The organism is Streptomyces sp. NPDC025721 (assembly GCF_055558595.1).
Genome location: NZ_JBVHMF010000002.1, coordinates 85249 through 97391, shown reverse-complemented (window position 1 = coordinate 97391; position 12143 = coordinate 85249). Strand labels below are relative to the sequence as shown.

The following is a 12143-nucleotide window of genomic DNA, read 5'->3' as shown; positions in this document are numbered from 1 at the left end:
GCACCCACCCCGCTCAGTGCGGCGAGATGACGACCCCGAGCAGCCCCGGCCCGGTGTGCGCGCCGATCACCGCGCCCACCTCGCTGACCACCAGGTCGTCGAGGCCCGGCACCCGCTCCCGCAGCCGGTCCGCGAGGGCCGCCGCGCGGTCGGCCGAGGCGAGGTGGTGGACGGCGAGGGTCACCCGGCGGGTGCCCGCCTGCTCGACGACGATCTCCTCCAGCCGGGTGATCGCCTTGGAGGCCGTCCTGACCTTCTCCATCAGCTCGATCCGGCCGTCGACGAGGCGCAGCAGCGGCTTCACGGCGAGTGCGGAACCGAACAGCGCCTGGGCGGCGCCGATCCGGCCGCCCCGGCGCAGATAGTCCAGCGTGTCGACGTAGAAGTACGCGGAGGTGGCGTCGGCCCGCTTCTCGGCGGCGGCGACGATGTCGTCCGGGGTGCCGCCCGCTTCCGCCGTCTCGGCCGCCGCGAGGACGGTGAAGCCGAGCGCCATCGCGACCATTCCGGTGTCGACCACCCGCACCGGTACCGCCGCCTCCTTCGCCGCGAGCAGCGCCGCGTCGTAGGTGCCGGAGAACTCGCCGGACAGGTGGAGCGAGACGATCGCCTCCGCGCCCGCGTCCGCGACGGCCTCGTAGACGGCGGCGAATTCGGCCGGGGACGGACGGGAGGTGGTGACCGGATGTCGCCGCTGGAGGGCTCGTGCCACGGCGGGGGCGGAGATTTCGGTGCCCTCTTCGAGGGCTTCGTCGCCGATGACCACGGTGAGCGGCACGACGGAGATGTTGTGCCGGCGCACGGCCTCGGGGTGGAGGTAGGCCGTGGAATCCGTGACGATGGCGACATGCGGGGACATGACGGGGAGGTTACCGGTGCGCAGGTCGGGGCGGTACTCGGGCCCTCACTGCCGGGCGGGCCGCTCTCCCCCGGCTGCCGCCGGGAGGTGCCCCACAAACGCCTGACGGGCTGATGGTTCGCTTCCGGCGCCCCGCCCCAGCCCCGGGGCCCGCCCGCACACGCCGGACGGGTTGACGCGTCGCTTCTGGCACCCCCGCCAGGCTCGGGCTTCGGCCGCACACGCCGGACGGGCCGCATTCGGCTTCTGGCGGCCCGCCAAAGGCTCACCCCTGGCGGCCCTCCGAGGGCTCACGCCTGCCACAACCGCCAACGGCTCACCCCTGACACCCCGCCAACAGCTCACCCCTCGCACCCCGCCAAAGGGCCTACTCCGCAGTCGGGCTCAGCTTCGGCGGAGCCGCCGGCTCCCAGTGGCGGAGGGCGGCCGATTCGATGTCGATCTGGTGGCGGAGGGCGGTGAGGTCGTCGGAGGCGAACTGGTGGGCGCGGTCCTGGGCGGCCCAGCGCAGGGAGTCCGCGGAGTGGGTGATGCGGTGGGCGCGGGTGGAGAGGTCGGGGAGGAGCGCGGCGAGGCGGGCTCGGTCGGGCTCGCGCTCCAGGAGGGCCAGCTCGCGGTCGAGGGTGCGGGCGTGGTCGTTGAGGCGCGCCATGAGACCGGCGGCCTCCGTCAGCGACGGGTCGTGTTCGAGGGCGCGGAAGGTGCTGTCGATGGCGGTGCGCAGGTCGATACGGAGCTGCGCGACCTGGCCCGCGGGGCCGGTGGTGGTGTAGCGGCGGGCCTTGAGCTGGGTGTCCTCGATGGCGCGGCGCGCCTGGGCCGAGGCGCGGGCGACACCGCGGCGCGCGGCGCGCACCGTCTTGACGGTGGCCACGACCCCGAGCGTGACGAAGGCGAGGAAGAGCACCAGGACGACGAAGCCTGCGATTTCCACGGGCGCTCTCCTCCAACCTCGAACGGCGGACACTCCACCATCCACCGTAGACGTCTCCACCGTAAACGGGAGGGGCAGGCCGCGGGATCCGGCCGATCCCCCAACCTGCCCCTTAAGGGTCGCCCTCCGCGAGGCGGCGCCCCCTGCGAAGAAGCCGCCGCCTCACACCACGATGTTGACCAGCTTCGGCGCCCGCACGATCACCTTGCGCACCGCCGCACCGCCCAGCGCCGCGACGACGGCCGGGTCGGCCAGCGCCTGAGCCTCCAGCTCGGTGTCGGAAATGGTCGGAGGAACCTCCAACCGTGCCCTGACCTTGCCCTTGATCTGGACGACGCACACGACGGCCTCGTCCTGCGCCAGGGCGGGGTCGGCGACCGGGAAGGGCTCGTGCACCAGGGAGGAAGTGTGTCCCAGCCTGCTCCACAGCTCCTCGGCGATGTGCGGCGCCAGGGGCGCGATCAGCAGCACCAGGGGCTCGGCGATGGCGCGCGGCACGGGGCCGCCCGTCTTCGTCAGGTGGTTGTTCAGTTCGGTGATCTTGGCGATGGCGGTGTTGAAGCGCAGGCCCGCCATATCGCCGGTGACACCGTCGATCGCCTTGTGCAGCGCGCGCAGCGTGGCCTCGTCGGGCTCGGCCTCGGAGACGGTCACCGCGCCGGTGGCCTCGTCCACGACATTGCGCCACAGGCGCTGCAACAGCCGGTACTGGCCGACGACCGCGCGGGTGTCCCAGGGGCGGGAGACATCCAGCGGGCCCATCGCCATCTCGTACAGGCGCAGGGTGTCGGCGCCGTATTCGGCGCAGATCTCGTCGGGCGTCACGGCGTTCTTCAGGGACTTGCCCATCTTGCCCAGCACACGGCTGACGGGCTCGCCCTGGTAGAACCAGCCGCCGTCCCGCTCCTCGACCTCGACGGCGGGCACCGCGATGCCGCGCGCGTCACGGTAGACGAACGCCTGGATCATGCCCTGGTTGAACAGCCGGTGGAACGGCTCCACGGACGAGACGTGGCCCAGGTCGTGCAGCACCTTGTGCCAGAAACGGGCGTACAGCAGGTGCAGCACCGCGTGCTCGGCGCCGCCGACGTACAGGTCGACGCCGCCCGCGGGCTGCCCCTCGCGCGGGCCCATCCAGTACTGCTCGATGGCCGGGTCGACCAGCCGCTCGCTGTTGTGCGGGTCCAGGTAGCGCAGCTCGTACCAGCAGGAACCGGCCCAGTTGGGCATGGTGTTGGTCTCGCGGCGGTACGTGCGGACGCCGTCGCCCAGGTCCAGCTCGACCGTCACCCAGTCCTCGTTGCGCGACAGCGGCGGCTCCGGGGAGGTGTCCGCGTCGTCGGGGTCGAAGGTGCGGGGGCTGTAGTCGTCGACCTCGGGCAGGGCGACGGGCAGCATCGAGTCGGGCAGCGCGTGCACGACGCCGTCCTCGTCGTAGACGACGGGGAAGGGCTCGCCCCAGTAGCGCTGACGGCTGAACAGCCAGTCGCGCAGCCGGTAGTTGACGGTGCCCTCGCCGATGCCGCGCTCGGCCAGCCAGGCGGTGATCACGGCCTTCGCCTCGACCACGCCCAGGCCGTCCAGGGACACCCCGGACCCGGCCGAGTTGACGATCGTCGCGTCGTACGACCCGAAGGCGTCGTCCCACTGGGCAGGGTCGGTGCCGCGGCCGTCGGTGGGGGCCACGACGCAGCGCATCGGCAGTTCGAAGGCGCGGGCGAAGGCGAAGTCGCGGGCGTCGTGGGCGGGCACGGCCATGATGGCGCCGGTGCCGTAGCCCATCAGCACGTAGTCCGCGATGAAGACGGGGACATTTTCACCGCTGACGGGGTTTACGGCGAAGGCGCCGGTAAAGACGCCTGTCTTCTCCTTGGCGTCGGCCTGCCGCTCCACGTCGGACTTCGAGGAGGCGAATTTGCGGTAGGCGGCGACGGCCTCCGCGGGCGTGGCGTGGCCGCCGGTCCACACCTGGTGGGTGCCCTCGGGCCAGGCGTCGGGGACGATCGCGTCCACCAGGTCGTGCTCGGGGGCCAGCACCATATAGGTGGCGCCGAACAGCGTGTCCTGACGGGTGGTGAAGACCGTGATCGGGCGGTCGGCGCCGGCCACGGGGAAGTCGACGCGCGCGCCTTCGCTGCGCCCGATCCAGTTGCGCTGCTGCTGCTTGATGGCCTCGGGCCAGTCCAGCAGGTCCAGGTCGTCCAGCAGCCGGTCGGCGTACGCGGTGATGCGCATCATCCACTGGCGCAGATTGGCCTTGAAGACGGGGAAGTTGCCGCGCTCGGAACGGCCGTCGGCGGTGACCTCCTCGTTGGCCAGCACGGTGCCCAGTCCGGGGCACCAGTTGACCGGCGACTGGGCGACGTACGCCAGCCGGTGGCCGTCCAGGACACCGGCGCGCTCGGCGACGGTCAGCTCCGCCCACGCGCGGCCGTCGGGGGTCGCGCGGACGCCGCCCTCGTACTGCTCGACCAGCTCGCTGATCGGGCGGGCGCGGGCGGCCTCCTCGTCGTACCAGGAGTTGAAGATCCGCAGGAAGATCCACTGGGTCCAGCGGTAGTACTCGGGGTCGATCGTGGCGAAGGAGCGGCGCTTGTCGTGGCCCAGGCCCAGCCGCCGCAGTTGCGCCGTCATCGTGACGATGTTGGCCTCGGTGGTGACCCGCGGGTGGGTGCCGGTCTGTACGGCGTACTGCTCGGCGGGCAGGCCGAAGGCGTCGAAGCCCAGGGTGTGCAGCACATTGTGGCCGGTCATCCGCTGGTGGCGGGCGTAGACGTCGGTCGCGATGTAGCCCAGCGGGTGGCCGACGTGCAGTCCCGCGCCCGAGGGGTACGGGAACATGTCCATGATGAATTTCTTGGGGCGCGCGGCCGTCTCGGGGTCGCCGTCCAGGTCGCCGCTGGGGTTCGGCGCCTCGTAGGTGCCGTGGGCCTGCCAGAAGTCCTGCCAGCGGCCCTCGATGTCCGCGGCCAGTTCGGCCGTGTAGCGGTGGGGCGCAGCCGTCTCGGCGGCCGGGGTGATCTCGCTCATCGTCCTCGGTACTCCATCGATGTCTTGACGGCTGCGGCCCGGAAGCCTGCTGCCCGTCGCTGCCTGCGGAAACAAAAAAGCCCCTCGCGCAGGAGGGGTGCCGCACTGACGGGGTTCTCGGTCAGCGCGGCTCGCTAAGCAGGAGGCTCACAGCTCGCATGGCATCAGGTTACCGCAGCGGGGGCGGGGCCCGCACCGAGGATCGCTCCCCGGTACGGGCCCCGCTTCACCGCGTCCGAAACGCTTCCGAAGCGCGTCCGCACGCCTCGGATCCGCGCCGGATCGGCGTAGAACCATGTCCGAAACGCGGAGGCGCGTCGGACCAGAACCGCGTCACACCGTTCTCAGAACCGCGTCACACCGTTCAGTGCTTGCCGTTCTTCTTCGGCGGCAGGTACGACTTCACGTAGTCGGCACCCGGGGTGCCGACGCCGGTGACGTCGTCATAGCCGACCGTGGCGTGCAGCGACGCGTCCGCACCGAGGGTACGGAGCGAGGTGATCGTGCCGTCCGAGGCGTCGAAGGCGTTCGCGAAGTCGACACGCACGACGGCGAGACCCTGGCCCTGGCCCAGCGGGTGGTCGGTCACGTCGTGGTACGCGGACGTGCCGTACTTGTTGTAGATGAGCGGGTTGGCGAAGCCGATCGCGATGCCGTTACGGGCCTGCTGCGACAGCGCCTGGACGCCCGCGATCACCGGCGCGGCGAGCGAGGTGCCGCCGATCCGGTACTCGCTGTACTGGAGCGACCCGTCGGGGAAGGTCTGGGTCTGACCGACGAGGAAGCCGGTGTTCGGGTCGGCGACCGCGGCGATGTCGGGCTCGACACGCTGCTTGACGGTGCCGCCGTTGGCGAGCGCCAGCGAGTCGGGGACGACGCCGCGCTGGTAGTACGGCTGCGCGTACAGCTTGCTGGTGCCGCCGCCCGCGCCCGAGGTGTACGGGCCGGGGAAGCCCACCCAGGACTTGCCGTCGGCCGACAGCGGGGCGCGCTCGGTGCCCCAGCCGGTCTCCCACTTGTACTTGTCGTTCTTGCCGACCGCCAGCGAGGTGCCGCCGACGGAGGTGGCCCAGTCGGAGTTTCCGGGGGTGTCGGCCTGCTTCACACCGGTGGAGGCGACGTTGTCGCCGTTGTCACCGGAGGAGAAGTAGAAGCCGATGCCCTCGACAGCGCCCTGCTGGAAGACCTGGTCGTAGGCCGCGGCCACGTCCGGGGTCTCGTTGGCCTCGACGTCGCCCCACGAGTTGGAGACGATGTCGGCCAGGTGGCCGTCCACGACCTTGTTGAGGGTGTCGAGGAAGTCGTCGTCGTAGCAGGAGGCCGCGCCGAGGTAGACGATGTTCGCGTCGGGGGCGACCGCGTGCACGGCCTCGACGTCGAGCGTCTCCTCGCCGTACCAGCCGGACGCGCCGCACTCGTCGGTGTTGGTGAACTCGCTCGGCAGGACCTGCGAGAGCTGGCCCTTCTTGTACTTCTGGTCGCCGTTGCGCTTGGCGTACTGCGAGGCGTCGGCGGCGATGGTCGGCGAGGCGTACGCGTCGGTGATGGCCACCGTCACGCCCTTGCCGGTGTACTTGCCGGCGCCGTACGCGGCACGGAGCTGCTCACCGGTGTAGCCCTTGATCGCGTAAGGCGCCTTGGTGCCGTACGCGTTGGGGAGCTTGTTGTTGGTGTTCGAGCCGAAGTACGTGGAGAAGGGTCCGGCGTTCTTGAAGACCGCGTCCGGAGGCGGCAGCGTGTCGTCGTGGCTGGACTTCTTGGGTGCGTTGTCCAGGCCGGTGACGGTCAGCACCGCGCCCTTGAGCGAGGCGGGCGCGGACGCCGTGGTCGCCGGGGCGTGGTAAGTGTGGCCCGCCTTGGAGTAGTTGTGGAGCTGGGTGCCGAAAGCCTTCTCCGCGGCGGCCACGTCACCGGTCACGGCGATGTAGTGCTGGGAGGTCGCGGTCACCTTCAGGCCGGAGGACTTCAGCCAGTCGGTGACCTCGGCTATCTGGGCCTTCGTCGCACCGTAGCGCGACTGGGTCTGCGCGGTGGTCAGATAGTGACCGTAGTCAGCCGAGTTCGGATCCGAGACGGACTTGGCGTAGGCCGCGAGGCCCTTCGCGTCCCGTCCGGCCAGATAGACGCGGACGGACACCTTGCCGGTGTTCGCGGTCGCGCCCTTGTCTGCCTGGGTGGTGGCCCACTGCGGCTTGGTGCCGGAGAGGAGTTGGCGTCCGCTGGGCTGGTCGGCCGTGGCGGACTGGGTGCCAAGCGCGAGCGCGCCGGCGACCAGGGGCAGCGCGGCGGCCGCCACCAGTCCCACACGCGTTCTCTTGCGCTCAAATCTCATGAAACCCCCATGCGAAGCGAGTTGTCGCGAAGTGCGGTGTCGCCGCTATCCGTACGGCTCGTACCGCAGAGCGACACTCTTTCGCTGATCGGTTCATGTCAGGGGCATGGTTTTCCCAAGAGCGGGTCAAGGAACGGTAGCCACCGCCCGTCGTGCGTATGGCCGTTCAGGTCGCGTGCCCGATCGGGCACGGGGCCCGTCGGGGCCGCCCGCCCGGTCAGGCGGGGTGCTCGTCCAGCTTCTGGAACAGCCGGTGGAAGCGCAAGGTCGATCCCGCGGGAACGTCGGGAAGTTCACGCGACCGCAATCGCCAGGCGGCCACGACCGCGGCCGTCAACTCCGTACGGCAGGTGTCGCGGTCCATCTCCGGCACGCCCTGACTCTTGGCGTAGGAGCGGTACATGACCATGTCCCGCTCGGTACGCGGGCTGACCGGCCAGCCGCGCAGCAGCGTCTCGACCGCGCGCACCCCGCGCGCGAACCGCTCGTCCCCGGTGCGCGCGGCCAGGGCCTTGAACCCCGGTACGAAACCGGCCATCCGCCACTCGACGTCCCGCTCGTCGCGCAGCGGATCGGCCCACGCCAGATCGGCCAGCGACACCGCGGTGAGCCAGCAGGCGATCTCAGGGCGGCCGGACTTGCCCTCCGCGATCGACCACTCGTAGAAGAACCGCCGGGCCGCCTCACGGGAGTTGACCATCGTACCGATCCGGCCGACATGCTCCTGCGCGACCGCCGTCAGCTCGTCGTTCATGGCGTTGTGCCGCAGCACCACGACGAGGTTGACCACCCGGCGCAGGTCGTCGGGCTCCTCCTCCACCGCCGCGCGGGCGGAGCCGATCGCGTACTCGGGCGAGCTGCTCAGTTTCTGCGACATGTACCGGAACTCCTTGGCGTCCAGGCCGCTTCCGGGCCGGGTCGCCACGCGGATGCCGACGCGGGTCAGGCGCGCGTAGATGTCCTTCATGTCGACGCCGAGGCTGCGGGCGACGCGCAGCGCCGACTCGGCGACCGCGCGGTGCCTGACGAGCAGCCGGTCGCCCGCGCGGGCCGCCGCCGCCTCCTCGCCGAGCGGGATGACGATCTCCTCCTCGACCCGGCTCACGTCGATGTTGAGCGCCTCGGCGAGCAGCCGCGGCGACATCTCCCGCACATTGATGCCGTGCAGGGCGGCGATCATGAAGAAGGCGTACGCGAGCGTGCGGCCGTTGCTCAACGGGTAGTGGACCAGGCGTCCGAGCATCTGCTGCACATGGCCGTCCAGCCGGTCGCCGACGCGGACCCGGAGCATGCCGCCGAGCAGCGCGCCGTCCTCCAGGCTGGCCTCCTCGCCGCGGACCGCCGCGAGCAGCGCCGCCACGCGGTCCTCGACCTGGTTGTACGAGGCGAGCTGGCCGAGCGCCTGCGACCGCGTCCACGCCTCGACGATCTCCCGCGCGTCCACACCGTCCTTGCCGAGGCCGCGCAGGGCGATCCGCTTCGGCGTGACGTTCAGCGTGTTCCACGGCAGCGAGTCGGCCCTGACGGCCCGCCAGTCGGTGTCCCGCGCGGCCAGCAGGAAGTGCAGGTCCGAGCGGCCCTCAAGCCGCCGCAGGACGTCGAAGCAGCCGGTCGCGATCTTCTCCGCGTCGTCCGAGACGAAGAGCGTGTTGCGGTCCGGGTCCAGCTCCGCGATCCACTTCAGATCCAGGGTGTCGCCGGAGTCCCGCCAGTACACCCGCCAGTCCTCGTGGCTGCTCGCGAGATCGACGGCGACCTGCCGGATCAGCGTCGACTTGCCCTCGCCGCTGGGGCCCACCACCAGGTGCACGGTGCTCGCCGAGCCCCGCTCGTACAGCAGATTCCCGGTGATACGCGAGACCGCCTCGCGGCGCGGCACGTCCGCCAGCACCGTCTCCCAGGTCGGCAGGGCACCGTCGAAGTAGCGGACCAGACTCTCCCGCGAGGCCTCGCGCCGACCGGCGAGGAACTCACGGTCGATCAACTGCCAGTCCAGCTGGTCCAAGAGGTCTCTCCCCCGTCGCTTCCGCCCTGTGCGCCCAGGGTAGTTGACCAGCCGTCAGGCCGGTCGGGTGACGGATCCCGCGGCCGGTCAGAACAGACCGGGCCCGCGGCCGGTCCGAAGCCGCGCCCCGGAGCCGCGCCCCTCAGGGTGCGGCCGCCGCGCAACGGAAAAGAGCGAGATCCGTCCGCCTTCTGCGGACAGGTCTCGCTCTCTCACTCGTGGAGCTACGGGGAATTGAACCCCGGACCTCTTGCATGCCATGCAAGCGCTCTACCAACTGAGCTACAGCCCCGCGTGGTGTCGGGCGGTGGGCCCGGCGACTCGGGATACATTACACGGCCGCGGGCCGGGACCGCCAACTCGTTTCCGGCCGGTGGCGGGCCTCCGACCTCGGAGTTCTGTGACGGCGGGAGGAGCGTGGTGGCGTGGGCGCGGTACGGCGGCGGCGGGCGGCGGTGACCGCGGCCGGGGTCGGCTGCCTCGCGTCCTTCGCCGGATTCTGGGCGGCGCAGCGCGGCGCGCACGTGTCGATGATCGACCTCATGGTGTACCGGGCCGAGGGCCTGACGGTACGCGGCGGCGGTGACCTGTACGCGATGCGCGCGACGTACGCGCGGCTGCCGACGACGTATCCGCCGTTCGCCGCGCTGCTGTTCGTGCCGCTGACGTGGCTGCGGCCCGGAGCGATGCGGACGGCGGCGACGGCCGGGAATCTGCTGCTGCTGGTGGCGCTGGTCGCGCTGTCGCTGCGGCTGGCCGGCCGTCCGGTACGCGCGCCGCGGGCCGCGGTGGTGCTCGCCGTGGCCGCGGCGGCGGTGTGGTGCGAGCCGGTGTGGACGACCCTGCGCTACGGGCAGGTCAATCTGCTGCTCGCGGTGCTGGTGCTGTGGGACCTGACCCGCCCTGCCGCGCACCGCTGGGCGGGGGCCGGGATCGGGATCGCCGCCGGGATCAAGCTGACGCCCGCGCTCTTCGCCGTCTTCCTGGCCGTGGCGGGGGCGGCGGCGCTGCGCCGGGAGGGAAGCGGCGCGCCCTATGTGCGGCGCGCGCTGGTGGCGGGCGGCACCTTCGCCGGTACGGTCGCGGTCGCGGCGCTCGCGCTGCCGTACGACTCGCGGCGGTTCTGGACCGGGGTGGTGCTCGCGCCGGACCGGGTCGGCTTCGGCGAGGACACCGCCAACCAGTCGCTGCGCGGGGTGGTCGCCCGGTTCCAGCACACCGGGGACCCGGGGACGGTCTGGCTGGCGGGCGCCGCCGTGGCGGGTCTGGCCGGGCTCGCGGTGGCCGTCGCGGCGCTGCTGGCCGGGGACCGGCTGCCGTACGGGCCCGCGTGGGCGGCGGTGGCCTGCGCCATGACGGCGCTGCTGATCAGTCCGGTGTCGTGGTCGCACCACTGGGTGTGGGCGGTGCCGATACTGGTGCTGCTCGGCTCCGAGGCGTTGCGCCGCGGGGACTGGCGGTGGGCGGCCGGGACGGCCGCGGCCTGCGGTCTCTTCTGCTCCTTCGCGCTGTGGGCGGTGCCGCACGGCCCCGGACGGCTGGAGCTGCGGCAGAGCGGGCCGCAGATACTGCTGTCGGCCGGTTATCCGCTGGCGGCCGTGGCGTTCCTGGCGCTGGCGGGCACGCTGGCCGTCCGCGCGCTGTACACCATGCCCTCCAGGCGCGTGTCAACCGCCGAAAGCCGTCGTCCGGCGCCGATTCCGGAGGCGGCTCCCGACCCCGCGCCGCCCCTGGTCACGGCGCCCGCCCCCGCCCCGGCCGCTCCGGCCGGAAGTTCATGAATCCTCAACATTTCCGGGGCGGATCCGCGGTTACGGTGGCTTTCGGCCGACTACGAGCCCCGCCGCCGGACGAGCCTGGAGACCGCTTTGACCACCGCGTTCGACCCCCTCGACCTCGGCGGTGTGCGGCTGCCGAACCGTATCGTCATGGCACCGATGACCCGCAGCAGGGCGTACGGTCCCGGACTCGCCCCGACCGACGCCGCCGTGCGCTACTACGCGCAGCGCGCCTCCGCCGGGCTGATCGTCACCGAGGGCGCCCAGCCCTCCCCCGTCGGCCAGGGCTATCCCGACACTCCCGGTCTGCACAGCGACGAGCAGATCGCCGCCTGGCGCCGGGTCACCGACGCCGTGCACGCGGCGGGCGGCCGGATCTTCGCGCAGCTCATGCACACCGGCCGGATCGGCCACCCCTCCCTGCTGCCCGACGGCCTCGTACCGGTCGGCGCCTCGGCCGTCGCCGCCCAGGGCACGGTCTACACGCGGGACGGGCCGAAGGAGTTCGTCGTCCCCGAAGAGCTGACCGAGGACGGCATCCGGCAGACCGTGGCCGACCACGCCGCCGCGGCCCGCAACGCGATCACGGCGGGCTTCGACGGCGTCGAGGTGCACGCGGCCAACGGCTATCTCGCGCACCAGTTCCTAGCGCCCAACTCCAATGTCCGCACCGACGACTGGGGCGGCTCCCCCGAGCGCCGGATACGGTTCGCGGTCGAGCTGGTCACGGCGGTGGCCGGGGCGATCGGCGCCGACCGTACGGGCCTGCGCGTCTCGCCCGGCAATCCGCTCGGCGACCTCCACGAGCCGGAGCCGGGACCGACGTATGTCGCGCTGGTCCAGGCGATCGAAGCGGTCGGCCCCGCGTATCTGCACCTCATCGAGAACGACGACCGGGCGCTCACCCTGGAGCTGCGCAAACGCTTCTCCGGCGCCCTCATCCTCAACGCCCGTACGGTCGGCCGCCCTTCGGGCCCGGAGGAGCTGGCGCTGATCGAGGACGGCACCGCCGACATGCTCTCGTACGGCGCACTCTTCCTCGCCAACCCCGACCTGCCGCGCAGGCTCCGCGCGGGCGGACCGTTCAACACCCCGGACCGGGCCACGTATTACGGCGGCGACGAGCGCGGCTACACCGACTACCCGTTCCTGGACGCGCAGGACGCGGAGGACGCGCAGGACGCGTAGGACGCACCGGCACAGGC

The 12143-nt window shown here is 71.8% G+C and carries 7 protein-coding genes and 1 tRNA gene; 2 read left to right on the top strand and 6 right to left on the bottom strand.

Going from position 1 to position 12143, the window contains the following annotated elements; all coding sequences use genetic code 11:
• Window positions 1–13: 13 nt before the first annotated feature.
• The 6 genes from ACZ4EF_RS04400 to ACZ4EF_RS04375 form a co-directional block, all read right to left on the bottom strand.
• Window positions 14–859 (bottom strand): DegV family protein, encoded by an 846-nt coding sequence (locus ACZ4EF_RS04400; RefSeq protein WP_355348894.1) that lies wholly within the window; start codon window positions 857–859, stop codon window positions 14–16.
• Between the two features lie 367 nt (window positions 860–1226).
• Entirely contained in the window at window positions 1227–1793 is a 567-nt protein-coding gene (locus tag ACZ4EF_RS04395) for a hypothetical protein (RefSeq protein WP_355348897.1), read from the bottom strand.
• Between the two features lie 162 nt (window positions 1794–1955).
• Entirely contained in the window at window positions 1956–4823 is a 2868-nt protein-coding gene (leuS, locus tag ACZ4EF_RS04390; protein ID WP_467345755.1) for a leucine--tRNA ligase, read from the bottom strand.
• Between the two features lie 364 nt (window positions 4824–5187).
• Window positions 5188–7155, bottom strand: coding sequence for a S53 family peptidase (locus tag ACZ4EF_RS04385; RefSeq protein WP_355348903.1), 1968 nt, complete (start codon window positions 7153–7155; stop codon window positions 5188–5190).
• 217 nt (window positions 7156–7372) lie between these two features.
• The gene (locus tag ACZ4EF_RS04380) at window positions 7373–9160 is read right to left on the bottom strand and encodes a P-loop NTPase (RefSeq protein ID WP_467502724.1); all 1788 of its coding nucleotides are present in this window, start codon (window positions 9158–9160) and stop codon (window positions 7373–7375) included.
• Window positions 9161–9379: 219 nt separating this feature from the next.
• Window positions 9380–9452: transfer RNA gene (locus ACZ4EF_RS04375), tRNA-Ala, on the bottom strand.
• Between the two features lie 133 nt (window positions 9453–9585).
• Here ACZ4EF_RS04375 and ACZ4EF_RS04370 point away from each other — a divergent pair.
• Window positions 9586–10941, top strand: coding sequence for a glycosyltransferase 87 family protein (locus ACZ4EF_RS04370; protein WP_467502722.1), 1356 nt, complete (start codon window positions 9586–9588; stop codon window positions 10939–10941).
• An 87-nt stretch (window positions 10942–11028) separates the two neighbouring features.
• Window positions 11029–12126, top strand: a complete 1098-nt coding sequence (locus tag ACZ4EF_RS04365) for an alkene reductase (RefSeq protein WP_467502720.1) — start codon at window positions 11029–11031, stop codon at window positions 12124–12126.
• Window positions 12127–12143 lie beyond the last annotated feature (17 nt).